General features: G+C 36.0%; 20 protein-coding genes. 10 read left to right on the plus strand and 10 right to left on the minus strand.

From position 1 onward, the window contains the following. The first annotated feature begins 114 nt into the window (after nt 1-114). Nucleotides 115-921: an FRG domain-containing protein gene (locus ACJ2A9_RS09865; RefSeq protein WP_441421482.1), complete on the plus strand. Its 807-nt coding sequence runs from the start codon at nt 115-117 to the stop codon at nt 919-921. Here the strand turns inward: ACJ2A9_RS09865 and ACJ2A9_RS09870 are convergent. After that, complete coding sequence (locus ACJ2A9_RS09870) at nt 918-3,140, minus strand: EAL domain-containing protein (protein WP_441421483.1); 2,223 nt, start codon at nt 3,138-3,140, stop codon at nt 918-920. The two genes, ACJ2A9_RS09865 and ACJ2A9_RS09870, sit on opposite strands and share 4 nt — an antisense overlap. Then, nucleotides 3,089-3,463 carry an MASE3 domain-containing protein gene (locus ACJ2A9_RS09875; RefSeq protein ID WP_441421484.1) on the minus strand — a complete coding sequence of 125 codons (375 nt, stop codon included), beginning with the start codon at nt 3,461-3,463 and terminating at the stop codon, nt 3,089-3,091. Before ACJ2A9_RS09875 ends, ACJ2A9_RS09870 begins: the two co-directional genes overlap by 52 nt. Nucleotides 3,464-3,801: 338 nt before the next feature. Here ACJ2A9_RS09875 and ACJ2A9_RS09880 point away from each other — a divergent pair, with 338 nt between their 5' ends. The 3 genes from ACJ2A9_RS09880 (at nt 3,802) to ACJ2A9_RS09890 (ending at nt 6,106) form a co-directional block, all read left to right on the plus strand. Beyond that, complete coding sequence (locus tag ACJ2A9_RS09880; protein ID WP_441421485.1) at nt 3,802-4,251, plus strand: GAF domain-containing protein; 450 nt, start codon at nt 3,802-3,804, stop codon at nt 4,249-4,251. A gap of 105 nt (nt 4,252-4,356) precedes the next feature. Then, entirely contained in the window at nt 4,357-5,010 is a 654-nt protein-coding gene (locus ACJ2A9_RS09885) for a response regulator (protein ID WP_441421486.1), read from the plus strand. 25 nt (nt 5,011-5,035) lie between these two features. Next, nucleotides 5,036-6,106: a PAS domain-containing sensor histidine kinase gene (locus ACJ2A9_RS09890; RefSeq protein WP_441421849.1), complete on the plus strand. Its 1,071-nt coding sequence runs from the start codon at nt 5,036-5,038 to the stop codon at nt 6,104-6,106. Nucleotides 6,107-6,240: 134 nt separating this feature from the next. Here the strand turns inward: ACJ2A9_RS09890 and ACJ2A9_RS09895 are convergent, their stop codons facing one another. Beyond that, the gene (locus ACJ2A9_RS09895; RefSeq protein ID WP_441421487.1) at nt 6,241-6,705 is read right to left on the minus strand and encodes a hypothetical protein; all 465 of its coding nucleotides are present in this window, start codon (nt 6,703-6,705) and stop codon (nt 6,241-6,243) included. A gap of 115 nt (nt 6,706-6,820) precedes the next feature. Next, nucleotides 6,821-7,756, minus strand: a complete 936-nt coding sequence (locus ACJ2A9_RS09900) for a glycerophosphodiester phosphodiesterase (protein WP_441421488.1) — start codon at nt 7,754-7,756, stop codon at nt 6,821-6,823. A gap of 95 nt (nt 7,757-7,851) precedes the next feature. Between ACJ2A9_RS09900 and ACJ2A9_RS09905 the strand changes: the two genes are divergently transcribed. Beyond that, entirely contained in the window at nt 7,852-7,974 is a 123-nt protein-coding gene (locus tag ACJ2A9_RS09905) for a hypothetical protein (RefSeq protein WP_441421489.1), read from the plus strand. Between the two features lie 2 nt (nt 7,975-7,976). Beyond that, on the plus strand, nt 7,977-8,249 hold the full coding sequence (locus tag ACJ2A9_RS09910) for a DUF1292 domain-containing protein (protein ID WP_441421490.1): 273 nt from the start codon (nt 7,977-7,979) through the stop codon (nt 8,247-8,249). 209 nt (nt 8,250-8,458) lie between these two features. Here the strand turns inward: ACJ2A9_RS09910 and ACJ2A9_RS09915 are convergent, their stop codons facing one another. From ACJ2A9_RS09915 to ytzI, 4 genes are all read right to left on the minus strand, one after another. Further along, complete coding sequence (locus tag ACJ2A9_RS09915; RefSeq protein ID WP_441421491.1) at nt 8,459-8,929, minus strand: chemotaxis protein CheX; 471 nt, start codon at nt 8,927-8,929, stop codon at nt 8,459-8,461. A gap of 143 nt (nt 8,930-9,072) precedes the next feature. Then, nucleotides 9,073-9,783, minus strand: a complete 711-nt coding sequence (locus ACJ2A9_RS09920) for a hypothetical protein (protein ID WP_441421492.1) — start codon at nt 9,781-9,783, stop codon at nt 9,073-9,075. Nucleotides 9,784-9,991: 208 nt separating this feature from the next. After that, complete coding sequence (locus ACJ2A9_RS09925) at nt 9,992-10,918, minus strand: CAP domain-containing protein (protein ID WP_441421493.1); 927 nt, start codon at nt 10,916-10,918, stop codon at nt 9,992-9,994. Between the two features lie 133 nt (nt 10,919-11,051). After that, nucleotides 11,052-11,345: a YtzI protein gene (gene ytzI / locus ACJ2A9_RS09930; RefSeq protein ID WP_441421494.1), complete on the minus strand. Its 294-nt coding sequence runs from the start codon at nt 11,343-11,345 to the stop codon at nt 11,052-11,054. A gap of 40 nt (nt 11,346-11,385) precedes the next feature. On the opposite strand from ytzI, the gene ACJ2A9_RS09935 reads away from it, so the two are divergent. Then, a complete protein-coding gene (locus tag ACJ2A9_RS09935; RefSeq protein ID WP_441421495.1) occupies nt 11,386-12,012 on the plus strand; it encodes a trimeric intracellular cation channel family protein in 627 nt (208 codons plus the stop codon). A 79-nt stretch (nt 12,013-12,091) separates the two neighbouring features. On the opposite strand, the gene racA is transcribed toward ACJ2A9_RS09935, so the two are convergent. Next, on the minus strand, nt 12,092-12,655 hold the full coding sequence (gene racA, locus ACJ2A9_RS09940) for a chromosome-anchoring protein RacA (RefSeq protein ID WP_441421496.1): 564 nt from the start codon (nt 12,653-12,655) through the stop codon (nt 12,092-12,094). Nucleotides 12,656-12,819: 164 nt separating this feature from the next. Between racA and ACJ2A9_RS09945 the strand changes: the two genes are divergently transcribed. Next, nucleotides 12,820-12,945 carry a hypothetical protein gene (locus tag ACJ2A9_RS09945; protein ID WP_441421497.1) on the plus strand — a complete coding sequence of 42 codons (126 nt, stop codon included), beginning with the start codon at nt 12,820-12,822 and terminating at the stop codon, nt 12,943-12,945. Nucleotides 12,946-12,982: 37 nt separating this feature from the next. Here the strand turns inward: ACJ2A9_RS09945 and ACJ2A9_RS09950 are convergent, their stop codons facing one another. Further along, nucleotides 12,983-13,957, minus strand: a complete 975-nt coding sequence (locus ACJ2A9_RS09950; RefSeq protein WP_441421498.1) for a DUF2515 domain-containing protein — start codon at nt 13,955-13,957, stop codon at nt 12,983-12,985. A gap of 185 nt (nt 13,958-14,142) precedes the next feature. On the opposite strand from ACJ2A9_RS09950, the gene recU reads away from it, so the two are divergent. Together recU and ACJ2A9_RS09960 are read left to right on the plus strand one after the other, a co-directional pair. Further along, nucleotides 14,143-14,745 (plus strand): Holliday junction resolvase RecU, encoded by a 603-nt coding sequence (gene recU, locus ACJ2A9_RS09955; protein WP_441421850.1) that lies wholly within the window; start codon nt 14,143-14,145, stop codon nt 14,743-14,745. Nucleotides 14,746-14,863: 118 nt separating this feature from the next. Continuing rightward, entirely contained in the window at nt 14,864-17,440 is a 2,577-nt protein-coding gene (locus ACJ2A9_RS09960) for a PBP1A family penicillin-binding protein (RefSeq protein WP_441421499.1), read from the plus strand. The last annotated feature ends 45 nt before the right edge of the window (nt 17,441-17,485 follow it).

Here is a 17,485-nt window from a genome sequence, read left to right on the forward strand (position 1 = left end):
CGAATTTTGCTTATCTTTTTAAAAGGAGAGAACAGCAAATCCTGTTCTCTCCTTATTTTTTATGCCCACTTGTTACATACTAGCTAATAAAATCATTTACGCGGAGGATCTATAATGTGGAAGGAAATACATATCGAAAGTTGGCAGCAGTTTAATGATGTGATCTCTAATTTACACTATAATGAGTGGGTGTTTCGTGGTCAAAGAGATTCCGTATGGGAACTGCAATCATCCTTTTATCGTGAAATAAAAACTCACTACGAGCAACCGAAAAACATTGAATGTGTAAAAATTGAGGATAAGATGATTAAAGAATTCTACTCTTCTTCTCATCTCTATTCTTCATTAGAATTTAATGAGCCAATCAATGGCGATCAAAAGGATTGGATGAAATATCGACTTGAGCCATTATCTGTCATGCAGGATTATGGAACTCCGACAAGATTAGTAGACTGGACAAAATCACCGTATATTGCAATCTTCTTTGCTTTAGATGGAGCAGTTGATGATTTTTGTATCTATGCACTGAATGTACAACAACTAGAATCGTTTGATCAAACAAGGTATGGCAGTGCGTATCTAGATTTAAAAAAGGATGTTTTTTCTCCTGATTATCCATCTGAGCTATTCGTTTACCGCTATGAACCTTATCAAAAAAATGAACGGTTACGAATTCAACAAGGGTTATTTTTAGTCCCTAGTGTGATTAATAAAACACTAGAACAAATCTTACATGTATATAACATTGTTGATGGGAAGCTAAATGGCAAAGATGTGATGTATAAGCTAATTTTTCATACAGAAGACCTTCAAGACTATTGGTTTAAATTAAGGCAAATGAATATTACTCATGAAACCATTTACCCTGGCCTCGAAGGCTTTTGTAGATCGTTAAAGCTGAATATCTTTCTAGAAAGTTAGTGAATTAATGATTTCACACCTTCTTTTAAAGAATAAAATGAAGCTGTTAGCTGTTCTGGTGCAAGCGGCTTACTAAATAGATAACCCTGTACTTTCGTGCATCTCTTTTGCCTGAGAAAATCGAGCTGTTCTACATTTTCGACTCCTTCTGCAATCACATCCATTTTTAAATGATGGGCCATTGAAACAATCATCGAAACAATTGTTGCATCCCCTTGTTTATCAATGCTTAATTCACGAACAAACGACTGATCAATTTTCAGCCTGTCGAATGGAAGGTGCTTTAAATAATTTAGTGAGGAATAACCTGTACCAAAATCATCAATCGCAATTCGAACACCTAGTTTTTTCAACTGCTGAAGAATTTCCATCGAATGTTCAATGTTCATCATCGCCATACTCTCAGTAATTTCCAATTCTAAATAGGATGGCAGCAATTCATTTTCCTCTAATACTTCTTCAACAACATTAATCAAATTATCCTGATAAAATTGGCGTGTTGACAAATTTACTGAAATGCCAAGCTCTGAAAAGCCTTCATGATGCCATTGTTTTACTTGTTTACAAGCCGTCCTTAACACCCACTCGCCAATTGGAATGATGAGACCATTTTTTTCAGCCATTGGTATGAACTGCGCCGGTGAAATAAAACCACGTATCGGGTGATTCCATCGAACTAAAGCTTCCACCGCGAAAATTTCACCAGTTTCTACATTTATTTGCGGTTGGTATTGCAGGAACAGTTCCCCGTTACTTACCGCCTGATGTAAATCATTTTCTAAAACTAATTGAGTTAACAGTTCTTTAGCCATTGCTGAATTATATACCTTGTACCGGTCCACATTCTCTTTTGCCTGGACCATTGCGTTATTGGCATTTTTCAACAACTCATCATCAGTTTCACCATGATCTGGATACATAGCGATTCCAATATTTACAGATACTTTCAATTGCAGATGTTGAACTTGTATTGGTTCTTGTAAAATATTTTGAATGTGTTGGCAAACATCAGTTACAACTTTAATTGATTCTACAGAGGGTATACACAGAGTAAATTCATCTCCACTTAATCTTGCTAAGATCATTGAAGGTGGTAATGATGTTCGAAGTTTCTCTGTTAAAGCTTGTAATAATTTATCTCCAAAATTATAACCTAATGACTCATTAATGTTTGTAAAGCGCTCAATATCGAGTAATAATACAGCTACTTTTTCATCAGAATGCTGTTGAAGCTGGTCACGCAACCTTTCTTTAAAATAACGTCGGTTCGGAAGTCCCGTTAATTCATCATAATATGCCATATATTCGATCAGCTGTTTGTCTTTCTTCTGTTGACTAATGTCCTGAAATACAATGATTGATCCGGTTACTTTCCCAAGTTCTTGATAAGGGGTAATCACATATGAAACAGGGAAAACCGATTTATCTTTTTTTGTGAAATAATCCTCCGTTGTTCGAAAAATGGCCTCATTCATTTCCATAGCATTCAAAATGTTACATTTTGAATTTGTTTTGACCGATCCATCTTTATGTAGATAATGGATATAATTATGTATGAATTTTCCTTGTAACTCCTCATTTGACCATTGAAGAATCCTCTCAGCTTCACGATTCATAAACTTTAGCATCCCATTAGAGTCTAACACCATTAACCCCTCCCCCATATGAGATGTTACTGTTTGAAGAAACTGTTCGCTCTGCTTTAAATTTCCCTCTGCTTCCTTTTGTTTTTGAAAAGGTTCCTCTACAGAAGTATAATAAAGTGCTCTTAATAAAAAATAAAAGCCAGCCAATTGAAAAATATGACCAAGAAAATTTTCGATACCATAAACAGTGATATAGAGAGTAAACATTAAATCACTGCAAATTGTATAAATCGATGCAACAAGAATCAGGATATGAAAGGTGCTTTTTGCCTTATGTTTAAAAAGAATAAAAAGAATTACAATAAATTGAATGGTTAGAGCAAAATATTGAAGATTATTCTTTAATGCTGTTGTCCCTACACCATCGATAACAAGCTGTGGCAGCATATTCCCAGGGAAGTATATAATGAATACCCATATACTTGCCATTAGTAACCCTAAACCATATACGAGCCAGCGGCTTTGTTGAGAAACTTGCCTTTCCTTTATGATCACGATGATTAGCAGTGCAAACGCTAAGATCAGTCGATTTGACATATAAAACCAAGTCGCATGATACGATGAGCTATCCACAAAGAAGAATGGCATCCCTTTATAGGTAAAATAGCATGAAAGATTTCAATAAACGTGATTGTCGAAAATAGCCCTCCTAACCACAATCGATGATTCGATAATGTATGCGGAAAAATCATCCATGCTTGAAGAGCAATTGTTGCCGAAACGATAATAATAAAAAATTCCAATATTAGATGGGTAACTACATAATTATCGTCTTTAATTATTGAATAAAGAAGATCACTGAAAACGATAGCAGTAAGAACTGTAAGTAAAGGAATAACAATTAGAAAACCATTTTGCTTCAAAAAGGTATGTATATTATTTTTTGTATGTTCCATCTCTTTCTTCCTTCATTAATATTATTGACTATGTTTATTGGTGAAGAAAATAGAATATTTGTATATTCATAGTAATACATCGTTGTTGCTTATTGTTCGTTGTATTTGACAATTTTGTAAAATTTTCGAGTCATTCCGATGCTTTTTTCGACTTTATTATCTTTATTCTTTCTATTAAGAATATGAATTCTCCTTTTTCTACTTTTCCTAGTTAAACTTTGACATTTGTTCACATTTTTGCAATCTCTTAAACATAGAATCAGGGAATTCACTGAGTTACAGAGAGAGGAATTTCATTTACAATAAATCTAGAAGATAACCGAGGGGAGAGAGTATAAATGGGAACAGAATTCGAAACTACATTGACTTCCCTAAGGAATCAAACTTCTAGTGATTTTTCAGCTTTGGCCAGTTTCGATAAAGTAAAACGTGAAATCCGCTGGATCTTTGTTTCCGGTAATAAAAATGAGCGATATAAGAAAATGATGCTTAAACCCGGCGTAGGGATAGCAGGGAAAGTTATTCGCTTTGGACATACTATCGTCATAGATAAGAATGTTCCTGATTTAGACAATCAGCGTCTTAATTCCCCGATTATGCTGGCAGAAGAGCTATGTTCTGTCGTAGCCGTACCTGTTATGGTTAACAATAAAATTAGTGCCGTTCTTCTTGTTGGTCATCGTTCTGATCGTGAATATACTGAAAATGATATCGATATTCTCATGGAAACATCAGAGTATATCGGCTCACTCATGAAAAAGAAAATATTTACACACACTAAAGAATGAATCTTTCATTGATAGGATTCATTTTTTTTTATATTATTATAGTATATTTAAAAAGTGTGATAAAAATCACACTATAAGGGCTACGGTCGAAGGGAGAAATAACCAATGATTAAAATACTTGTTGTCGATGACCATGTCGTAGTCCGCTCTGGACTTAAGACACTACTTAATGGTAAAAACCAAATGGAAGTAATTGGGGAAGCCTCAGAAGGCGATGAAGCTATCAAAAAAGCATTAGAGCTACATCCTGATGTTGTATTAATGGACCTAAGTATGCCTCACGGGAAGAATGGATTAACTGCGACGGAAGAACTTAAGAAACTTTTGCCTGAAACGGCTATTTTAATTCTTACGATGCATGATGATGAAGAATACCTATTTCGTGCCATTCATGTCGGTGCATCTGGATATATTTTAAAAAGTGCGCCACATGAGGAATTGCTTTCAGCTATTATTAGTGTATCAACTGGTAACGCATATTTAAATCCAACTGCAACTAAAAAGCTGATGAGTGAATACATGGATAAACTAAAAAATGGTGGAGAATCGAGCTCTTTTGAATCTCTATCCGATCGAGAAAAACAAGTACTTGAATTAGTCGCAAAAGGGTTTTCAAACAAAGAAATTGCTGAGAGCTTAGTGATTAGTGTGAAGACCGTTGAATCACATAAAAGTAATCTAATGGAAAAGCTCGGATTAAAAACACGACCTGAGTTAGTAAGATACGCTTTAAAAAAGGGGCTGCTTAACTTTGATTAATAATCGCTCTACGATTCAATCGAATATGTTTGGCTTAAATGAGACAGATCTCTTGAATCAACTAGACGAAAAGATAAATGATTCCCAGTTTCGCAATAACTTAAAAAAATCATTAAAAGAACTTACGGATCTGAAGTTTGCTTTAGATGAATCGTCAATTGTAGCTGTAACAGATCATCGTGGACGGATTCAATATGTAAATGATAAGTTTTGTGAGATCTCCAAATATTCACGTGAAGAACTTATTGGGCAAGATCATCGCATTATCAATGCTGAATATCATAATAAAGAATTTATGAAGGATCTATGGTCGACGATCTCGTCTGGTAAAGTATGGCATGGGGAAATTAAAAATAAAGCAAAAGACGGATCGTATTACTGGGTGAATACGACCATTGTTCCTTTCATAGATGAACACGGTAAACCTTACCAATACCTTGCAATCCGCAATGAAGTAACACAATTAAAGAAGGTAGAAGAAGAGCTAAAGGTGATGATGAATCGCGTCATTATGATTCAGGAAGAAGAACGTAAACGCTTTTCACGCGAGCTCCATGACGGTATCGGTCAAAGTTTATTCTCATTACTAATTCAAATGGATCAACTCATCAATAACCATAGCATTGATGCGTTAGAGAAATTGCGTGAAGAGGTCACATTTATCATTGAGGATGTTCGTGGATTAGCATGGGAACTCCGCCCTTCTGTCTTAGATGACCTTGGAGTCGTTCCAGCTATTCGGCGTTATATTGAGAATTTCTCGCAACACTATGGAATTGAGGTTGAATTTGAATGTAACATGAAAAAAAGACTTGATATACAAAAAGAAACAACGATTTATCGAGTCATTCAAGAAGCTCTGAAGAATATCGGAAAGTATGCTGGTGTATCAGAAGCTAAGGTAACGTTATTAGAATCAGAAACTACAGTTGATGTATCAATTATTGATAAAGGAAAAGGATTTATTCGTCAAAGTAATACAAAAGGTGTCGGATTATTCAGTATGGAAGAAAGAGCACGAGGTATCGGTGGTGAATTTTCCATTTCCTCAACACCTGGGACTGGAACCGTTGTAGAAATGACAATTCCAAAATAAAAAGAAAGGGGATGTCTTATAAGTTACAGCTCTCCTCGAACGTATCCAAAATAAAGAGGTTACATCATGGATCAACTTCTATATTTTGTATTCGAGGTGACTGTTACTTTAATTTGAGACATTCCCTTTCTTTTTCAAACATAAGGTGGGACTTGCCAACGAAGTGAAATCGTTATACTGCTCATATGGGGATTATTTTCCTCAGATATCTCTAGCCGAAGCATATCAGGATTAACGACCTTTTCAACTTGCCTTGATACACCAGTATTTGCAATTAACCGATTCAGTTCCGCTGTATCCGATCGACGGGCAGCTTCCATTACTTCAAGGGCAAAGCTTTCATTGCCTGAAATATTGTTGACTATACGACTTGCATCTCCCAATAATGACTGACAAATTGTAGCAGATCCCATAAAGATAGCTGGATCAACAGGTGGTAGTTGTTGTCTCCAGATCATCCTTGGACTGCAACTGACATAACTTTGTGTACAATGTTGATGTTGTGAAAAACATTGTCCGGAAAAGTTTGACAATGGGTAAACTATTGGTCTGTTCATGTAATAGAAATTTGGAGGAAACCATTGATTATAAATAAACATAACCCCCTTCATCTAACTATACATCTCTATCTTATGTAAGTTGCACCCTTTTACGACTACAAGCTTAGTTTTTTATCTACATATCAGTTTAGTCCAATTGTCATATAATAAAGAATTACCCTTTTTCTTCATGTAATACTTCAAGTAACAAATTAGGATAATCAGTAATAATACCGTTTGCTCCCTTATCCAGTAACTCTCTCATTAATGTTTTCTCATTAATTGTCCAATAGTGTATATCCATTCCTCTGCGTTTTGCAGCATTAATGAGTTTTGTATCAGCAAGATTAAGAATGCTTACTTTCGCAGGGATTTGGAACGCATCTACAGAAGGTGCATACAAACCATTCAAGTAAAACTTCTGAGAAAAAACAAGACTTGCCACTTCACTTCTGCCACTGCTGACGGCCACTTCCCCATTGCTAATCGTAACAAATGTGTTAATAATTCTCTGATCAAAAGAACCAATAATTACCTGCTCACTAAGATCATACTCTTGAATCAATGTCCATAAATTCTGTGCAATTGATGGAATAAATGCAGACGAATTCGTATCTTTAATTTCTATAACCATTTTCATTGTAGAAAATTGATCAAACACTTCCTCTACAGTAGGAATATTCACTCCTTGATTTCGGAAGCTGTATGTTCCGTCTTCTCCTTTAAAGTTGTGTCCTGCATCTAACTCTCGGAGTTCCTTAAAGGTTAATTCCTCTACTCGCCCCGTTCCATTCGTTGTTCGATCAACAGTAGGGTCATGAATCACCACTAAATGTCCATCCTTTGTCATATGAATATCAAATTCGATTGCATCTGCCCCTAATTTCTTTGCATTTTCAAAAGCAGCCAATGTATTTTCCGGAGCTAACCCCGCACCCCCTCGATGGGCAATAACCAACGGTCGGTCCTTTTTAAAAAATGGTTTTGCTTTACGTTCTGCAATAGGAAAGAAATGAACAATAAGCCATACTAATGCCAAAAAAGGGACAATGAATATCCACCATTGTATTCGACGCTTACGTTCAAAACGAGACTTTCCATTATTTTTCATACTCAACACCCTTTCCTATCTATAATCTTAGACATAATTTATCATATTACGGTCAAAATAACGACGAAAGTTAATTTACAAGGAGGGTTTGAGCTATGGGTAAACGTTCAAAATCGAAACGTAACACTCAAAAAGGAAAAGATGCTGTTCAACCAAAAAATGGTGAGGAAAGAATCACTATTTCAAAAATCGGCAACCATTTTGAAGGTAGAGATTAATAATGAGAAATCAGGATAATCCATTACGTGATCAAATTACTGTTCAAGATCAAAGCGGTAATGAATTCAAATACTCAGTCGAAGCATTATTTGATATGGATGACCAATCATATGCCCTATTATCTTCTAACAATGAGACTGTTCTTATGCGGGTTGAAGATGAGGAAGATGAGCAATACTTAATTGGAATTACTGATGAGAATGAGCGCGAGGCAATTCTCGAAGCTTATCAAATTGCAGTAGAAGCAAACCCAGCCAATGATATAGAAACTTAATCATGATAAAGGGATGTCTCAAAAGCAAAGTAACAGTCACCTTCGACTACAAAATTTAGAAGTTAATTCGTGATGTAACCTCTGTATTTTGTAAATGTTCGTGGAGCTGTTACTTCTGAGATATCCCTATTTCCGTATTATTCATTGTTTATGAAACGCCCTAGAGGACACCCTTATACCCAGGACTTTTATAATCGATAAAAATCGCTTTATTTCATATTCATTACCTTTTCAACGGTTATATGTACATCTATTTCACCAATACTACTTTGCACTGGCATCGTCATAAATGAATCATTCGTACGAAAGACGGATGCACCTTCATTGACAACAGGCGGAGTCACATTTATCGTACAATTTTCAGCAGATAATTCCGTAGCAGTAGTGCCAGCCATCCAATTTCCAAACTCCTGTATGGCACTCCACCCCATGTCATCAATTGTTTCAACTGACATCCCACCCATCATAGCACTGACAATTGACATCGCAGTTGACTTTCCCATTGAATAAATAATTTGACCTTCAAACTCCCCATTAATTCCTAAAATGACTGAAATATCGTTAGATGGAATGGCTTTATTTGCAAGAATAGGCTGCAGTGGTGATGCTTCAACACCTAAATGGCTATTTAATATTGATTTTGTTGCTCTTGTTATGGCATTAAGATGGTTGTTGTCCAAGGTTATTCTCCTCCATTTTATTCTCTGTAGTTTAATTTTACTATCAATTTACAGTTCTTCAAGACTATTTTAGAAAGTTTAAAAAATATACATTGCAAATGAACTACAAAAGGTACTACCATTCAATTGATAGTACCTTTTTATTACTTCGGATTACCCTCTATCCAAATTCCTTCATATATGATGGATCCATCATTTTCATAATGAACACCAGTTCCATGCCATTCTCCGTTTTTAAATTGTCCTTCATATTTTATACTTCCATCTCGGTAGTACTCTCTACCAGATCCATTTGGAATTCCGTTGTCCCAATCACCCTTATAAATTTTATCAATATGGCCTAATCTTAAGAAAATAGAAAGACCATCCACACCCTCATGCCATTGTTCATCTGTAAAAGACCCTTCATAGATTAGATTTCCAGAATAATCATAGATTTTCCCTTTATCAGCATACTCAAAACCATATTTGAATCCACCTTCGTATAAAAGTGTTCCCTCTTCTGAGAATAATTTGCCATTACCATGGTAAACAAAATCATCCCATTCTCCTTCATATTGGATCCTTCCATTAGGGTGGTACCTTGTCCCACTTCCAGCAAATGCCCCTTCTTCAAATTGTCCTTCATACAATAGATACGGAGCTCCATCAACCGCTACAGTATACATACTTCCATAACCATGTGGTTTCCCTTTTTTTATTTCGCCTTCATAGGATTGAAATGAAGAAATTTCAATTCTCCCTGTCTTATCTTTATTTATACATCCTGTTAGGAAAATCATTAACAGGAACATTATACTAAATAATAAGAAACAATAAGATGTGCGTCTTTTCCATTGTTTACTCATATCCATATTAACTCCTCTCCTAACCAGAATGATTTAATACATCTAATTCCTACAACGTTATTTTAGCAAAAATATTTCCAGCACCTATTTTTGGTCATATTGTTTTCTTTTTGTCTAAAAAAAAATTTAAAAACGTTCTTATTTTCCTTTTCACCTCAAAAGTAAAATAAAAAAACAGAGTTAGGAGTTTTTCCCCTTCTCTGTTTTCTTTATGTTATTTACTGATAAACATTTGGGTCCAATAATGACCTTTTTCATTATAGCCTACACCGATATGTGTATATTCTCCACTTAAAATATTTCTTCGGTGACCCTCACTGTTCATCCATTCTTGCACAACTTGTTCCGCTGTCGATTGTCCCATAGCAATATTTTCAGCTGCTGCATTATACGACACACCAGCGTCCCTAATCATATCAAAAGGTGATCCATACGTAGGACTTGTATGTGAGAAATAATTATTTGCTTGCATATCTCTCGACTTTTCTCTAGCCACGTTACTTAACGCTGCATCAGCTTGTAAATTTGATAAGCCGGCTTTTCTTCTTTCAGCGTTTGTTAGCTCAATTACTTTTTGTTCGATGCTGCTAATCCCCTCAGCTGACTGTTGTGGTTGTTTAGCTTGCTCCTGCTTTGGCTCCTGTGCTGGTGCTTGTGTAGCTGGTTGCTGAGGTGCTGCCGGTTGAGGTGCAGCTCCTTGTTGTGGTGCTGGTGCTGTATCTGGTACCATTTGTTGAATTTGTTCGGTTGATAAGTAACGTTCAAGCTGTTCTATAGAAAGCTGTTCAGCATTTTGTAATTGATTTGCGATTTCTTTTGGCAACTGCTGTTTTACCCCTTCAGGTATCTGGTCGAGTTTAAAATAGTATTTTGCTTGCTGAATTTGAACTGGTTTCGTATGTGGATACGTTTGACTTGTCAGTTTTGTTCGATAACTGGAAATCGTTGATCCATATGGTTTCCCGCTTTCTTCATCAATTACTACTTCTTCCTGTCTTTGTTGTCCTTGATTATATTGATTTCCCTGAGCATTTAATCCAAAATTTCCATTATCCATTGCTGCGTTATTATTACCATTACATGCAGCAATAAAAAGCAATAGGAAACCAGTTATAAATAGGACAATAATTTCTTTCCTCATGCGTTAAAGCCTCCCTCTAAAATTTATGTTGTTTTTACCTTTTTATTTTTTCTTTTTCACCCGAAAGTATAGGTGGTAAAAAGCAGAAAAAAACACAAGGATCATTATTCCTTGTGCTTCTTTAAATACCCATTCAATTATTGTCTTTATTTTGATTAAACTGTGATGGTTTTCTTTCATCAATTTCATCAACTTTTTCTTGATAAGAATAACCTTTAGAGATCGCAGCTATTGATAACACCAGAATTAATAACATAACTAAAACAGCGATAATGACAACCGTTAACATCCCTTCAATCTCCCCTTTTACTTTGTGGTCCAGGTGGTAATTAATAATCATAGCATTCACATCAAATACATCAAATACAAACACTATAACTTTTTTCTTGACAGAAACACTTAGTTCTTGGAAAATAGCACTATTCATCTAGAAATTTTACATTATATTATTTAGGGAGTAAAAACATATGACTTGGGATATATTCAATATCATTGGAACGATTGCTTTTGCTCTGAGTGGTGTTATTGTAGCAATGGAAGAGGATTATGATCTTTTAGGAGTCTATATTTTGGGTTTTGTAACTGCCTTTGGCGGCGGTGCTATTCGTAACCTGCTGATAGGTGTTCCTGTTTCAGCATTATGGGAACAAGGTGAATTGTTTTTCATTGCTATTGTAGTAATGACTCTAGCCTTTTTATTACCAAAGCTCTGGATTAACACTTGGATGCGATGGGGACTATTCTTTGATGCAATTGGTCTAGCTGCTTTTGCAATTCAAGGGGCACTATACGCAACTGGCATGAACCATCCACTTAGTGCTGTGATCGTAGCTGCAGCATTAACAGGTACAGGTGGCGGAATGATTCGTGACCTTCTTGCCGGTCGTAAACCTTTATTTCTTAAACAAGAAATATACATTGTTTGGGCAATGCTAGCCGGTTTAATTGTAGGGCTTAATCTTGTAAGTGGAACCATCAGTCTTCTATTATTATTAACCACTATCGTCGTTTTACGAATGATGTCTGTTCATTATAACTGGCGTCTTCCACGACGGGTATTAAACGATAACGATAAAGAAAAACAACCAATATAATAAAGTAACCCCAATTGTTAGGCACAAGAAACAATTGGGGTCACTTTATAAAGGTTGTTTTTTTATTTTGGCTCACTTCTTAGAGTGAAAACATGCTAACGAGCCAATTTTTTTTTGATTTTTTTGTTTCCGTCGGTAGTTCAACGACGTTATTCGGATTATCTGCAAGTTTTTCTTCTAAAAAGTGAATCCGCTCTTTCATTTCTTTTATTGTCTGCATCATTTGGTCAATTTCAGCACGATGCTGTAATACTTGATAACTTACAACCTCATCGGCTTTTCCAGAAATTTTTGATTCTAATTCTTCAATTTTTCCAATCATTTCATCTGACTGTCTTTCGTATATTGCTACAGCAATCGGTTCTTCTTTTTTATTTGACTTATCTAACGTATCAATAATAATTTCTCTCATCTGCAATCCAGAATTCAATTGGCTTTTAACTTCTTTCAATAGATCTATATGATTACTTTCAAATAAATAATGTCCTTTGTCATTTGTTTTGCAAGGAATATTAAAATATTTTACCCATCGTTGAACAGTAGTTGGATTAACATCTAATAATTCAGAAACGGCCTTCGTTTTTAATACATTATCCATGATTAATCCCTCCATTTGTTTCTTTGCTATTAAGTCATTCTTCATTCATTTTCATCTCCCTGCACGACTGACAAAACTAGTATTTGTTCGTCAAAGAAAGTGGAAAAACAGCAAAAAAAAGGATCATTAAAATGTAAAATGTAGAATTTATAATTCTACATTTTTGCCTCCGTTTTGCAAACACTATGAGAAAGTGGAGGTGATCTCATATGGTCCGTAATGACAATCGCAGTATTGAACAAAGACAAAAAGAAGAAAACAAACAACGCCAGAATGAAAACAAACCCGGTTTTGGCGATAAGAAATTAGAAGGCCCTAATCGCCCGTCAACATAACGAAATCATAAACAACCTCTATGGAGCGGACACATCCCTAGAGGTTGTTTTTACCGAAAAAAAATTCATATATCTCTACACCTGCCTGTAACTGTTGTTCCTTTTTAAAATACCAGGCAGTCAAACGGTACTTTTTTTGTTCTTTTACCGGCTTGAACAGTTTGTTAATATTCCCCCATTTATTGTACCAATCCGTACTTCTTTCACGATGGTGTTCAATGACTGGAAACGTTAATCTTAAAAAAGGGGTTTTCCTCCATCTCTTACTTCCTAAGTATTGCTCATAGTCACATCTTGACCCAGTATGCTCAGTACGCTTGGCAAAACAAATAAATTGATGAGCAACAGGCGAGAAAAACAATAGCCATGTCAACTTTTTCCCTAGTTTAATTCTACTCTTTACATTTGTAAAATGATGAACTGAAAATCCATAAAGTTCTCCGTGTACAGTTGGAAATAACACTGTACTAAAATGAAAACGGTCTTCAAAATAGAATGGCAAAGAATGAAATACATGCTTCTTATAGAAAGGATGCTCAATCACAGGCTTTTGGATAACATGTTGCTCATTAATGATTAATGCATAACAAAGTCGCCAAACATCATGATGCGTCCAAAAGTAAATCCATTCCTTCTCCATAAACGCGGATACATGAAAATCCTTTAGTAAAAAAAACAATGGTTGCTGCCGTTTTTTCGATTCTTCATAGATCAATAATTGCGGATAAGCATCTTCAAAAATTAGCCAGTTTGCTCGCTCATATGTATAAAAAAGAATGTCCCGGTACTGTTTTGGTAGGCTTCGTTGAAATAACTCCCCCTCAAGATCTGTCATATTCCAACCTGCATTTCTAGAAACCATACTTGCTAAAAATGCCCATTTTATTTCTTGGTGTTTAAAATAAAACTGCTGATAAAATACGGTACGTGAAATATTATCGAGGTTACCTTTTTCCACTTTCCTTTTTATCATTTTTAAAAGATGCTGTTGGTCATACTTCTTAAAAACCAAGAGAATCCCCCTCACCGAAACTCTTCATTTAAAACTGTTTATTAACTGTTAGAATTGATTTACCTTACGTTCTCATACTAATAAAAAACTATTCGCTTTCGAAAAAGTATGATAGGATATTGTGATGGAAGCCTACAATCTTTTAGTTATAATTATGAAATCATTGATAGGACGGTGAAGTAATGATGGCTGTTCGGTATCCAAACGGCAAAAAATATGTTCCTTCTGCACAGAAATTGACTAATCCCTCTCTCAAAAAAGCAAACTATAGTAATAGAGGGATGTCTCTTGAAGAGGATATCAATGTTACAAATGATTATTATTTAGCCAATGGAACTGCCGTTATTCATAAAAAACCGACACCACTCCAAATTGTAAAAGTGGAATACCCTAAACGAAGTGCAGCCGTAGTAAAAGAAGCTTATTTCAAACAACCATCGACAACGGATTATAATGGTGTGTACCGTGGAAAATATATGGATTTCGAAGCAAAAGAATCTCGAAACAAAACATCTTTTCCATTAAAAAACTTCCATCAGCACCAAATTGATCATATGACACAAGTATGCAAGCATGGTGGTATTTGTTTTGTACTATTAAGATTTGCATTATCCGATGAAAATTATTTGTTTGATGCTTCCTATCTAATTGAATATTGGGAGAAACAGGAGAAAGGCAGGAAATCAATACCGAAAACAACAATCGAACAATACGGTCATTATATACCCATTGGTATTCATCCAAGAATTGACTATCTAAAAGTTATTGATGATATTTATTTTGATTAATATGTAACAAATTCATACATTTAACGTCTATATAGTAGTCGTTTTGCATAATGTTGATTGAGCTTGTCTACAGATGTAATGATCGATCGCTCTTATGCAAGTGAAAGGGGGAACTTCGATGTCAGATGATATGACTACTCGAGAAGGTCGACGTAAACAAAAAGAGCTTGAAAGAAAAAAAAGAAAAGAAAAGAACAAACAAAATAAAGGGCTATTGAAAAAAATCGTAATTATATTTGTTGCGGTATGCGCAATTGCTATTGTTGCAGGAGGAATTACAGTCTTTGCAATGATCAAAGATGCTCCTTCTTTAGATCCAGATCAACTCAAGATTGCCCAAACCTCACATATCTATGATCAGAGCGGTGAATTAGTATCCCGCTTAGAAACTCATGAGAATCGTATTAATGTAAGTATTAGTGAGGTTCCGCAGCTTGTCGAGGATGCCTTTTTGGCAACTGAGGATATTCGGTTTCGGGAACATTTCGGAATTGATATCCGCCGTATGTTTGGGGCATTACGGGCAAACATTACAAGTGGTTATTTTGCTGAAGGAGCAAGTACAATTACTCAACAGGTAATTAAAAACTTTTATCTGACTCCTGATAAAACAATTAAACGGAAAATTCAGGAACAGTATTTAGCGATTAAGCTGGAACGAATGTATTCAAAGGATCAAATCCTAGAAATGTATTTGAATCAAACGTTTTTTTCTGAGCGCTCTTATGGAGTTGTAATGGCTGCAGAGACATACTTTAATAAAACTTTAGATGAGCTAACAATAGAGGATGCTGCCCTTTTGGCTGGTTTGCCACAAAGACCGAATGGATACAACCCAATTAAAAATCCTGAAGCTGCAGAAAAACGACGTAATATTGTTATCTCATTAATGGAGAAATATGAGAAAATCACACCAGAACAGGCAGAGGCTGCACGTGCTGTTCCTGTTGAAAGTCAATTGAACGTCGTTGAACGGGAATCTTATCCATATGAGTCATTTCTCGATCAAGTGATTGAAGAACTTGAGACCATTGATGGGATCACATCACAAGAAATCTATTATGGCGGGCTAAAGGTTTATACAACATTGGACCCAGAAGCACAAACTCATGTTGAAGAAGTGTTGCAAACAAATAACTATATTAATTATCCGGACGATGATTTCCAAGCAGGAATCACATTATTAGATACTGAAACTGGTGAAATTAAAGCTATTGGAGGCAGTCGTCAAAATAACAATGTCGCCAGGGCTCTAAATTATGCCACTGGCATTAAACGGCAACCAGGCTCAACAAGTAAACCGATACTAGCCTATGGACCAGTGATTGAAGATAATAAATGGTCCACTCATCATCAAATTAAAGATGAGCCACATACGTATAGTAATGGGACGCCACTTAGAAACTGGAATAATCAATACCAAGGAAATGTTTCAATGCGTGAAGCATTACGTATGTCCTGGAATATACCAGCAGTGAAAGCAATTCAAGAAGTTGGTACTGAGCGTGCTGAGCAATTCGCATCCAAATTGGGCATCCCTTTTGATGAACCAGTAACAGAAGCCTATGCCATTGGCGGGTTTCGAACAGGAGTGTCTTCTCTTGATTTAGCAGGAGCATATGCTGCCTTTGGAAATGAAGGTGTTTACCACAAGCCTCATACAGTTCGTAAGGTTGTTTTCCCTGATGGAAGAGAAATAAACAACCAACCTGAATCAGTTATTGCCATGAGTGATTATACCGCTTATATGATTAGCGATATGCTCAAAACTGTTGTTAATAACGGAACAGGTACACAAGCACGAATTTCTGGTCTCCCAGTTGCAGGGAAAACAGGATCGACCAACTTCACAGATAAGGAAAAACAAGATTTCCGTATTCCAAATGGTGCTGTTCGTGACGTTTGGTTTGCCGGTTACACAACGAAATATACTGCTGCAGTATGGACGGGGTACAGCAAGTTAGGTGAGAACCATTTTATTACTGGAAACAACCGGAATATCGCACAGCTTATCTTCAAGCATGTAATGGAGGATGTTTCCAGCAATGTAACGACCCCTGACTTTAAACAACCTGATTCAGTTGTTAGAGTCGGTATTGAAAGAGGTACAGGACTTTTACCTAGTGCACATACACCATCAAGCCAAATCATGTACGAATTGTTTGTTAGAGGAACAGAACCGCAAAGAGTTTCTCAAGTGTATAACAAACCTACGACTCCACAGGATTTGGTTGCTGGGTATAATGAGGATACAGATCAAATTATGCTAAGCTGGGGTTATCCGCCAACTGAACTTTCAGGAACATCGTTTAAAATTGTCCAAACGATTGATGGAGGTGAGTCCACTGTTCTGACAGTATCAAGTGAAATGCAGCATATTATCTTTAGTCCAACAGCTGGTTCAACTTATCAATTCAGTGTTATCGCCGTCCATAATGATATGGAGAGTAATCCAGCCACCGTTCAAGTCTCGGTACCAGGAATTCAAGAAGAAGAAATTCCTGACCCTGTTGAAGAACTTCCTCCTCCAGAAGAAGATGAAGATCAACAACGCGATGAAGACGAGCGCCGTGATGAAGAACGTAATCGAGAAAATGAGCGCGACAGAGGCAGAGATCGAGAAAACGACAATGAAAACCGTGACGAGGGTGATTCCTCGATTATTGAAGATGTCGTTGATTTAACAACAAACTAATAAGAAAAGCAAAGGCGACAGAGCTAACATCTAAAAACGCCCTGT

Origin of the sequence: Anaerobacillus sp. MEB173, assembly GCF_052119505.1 — a bacterium.
Lineage (GTDB): Bacteria > Bacillota > Bacilli > Bacillales > JBJMAU01 > JBJMAU01.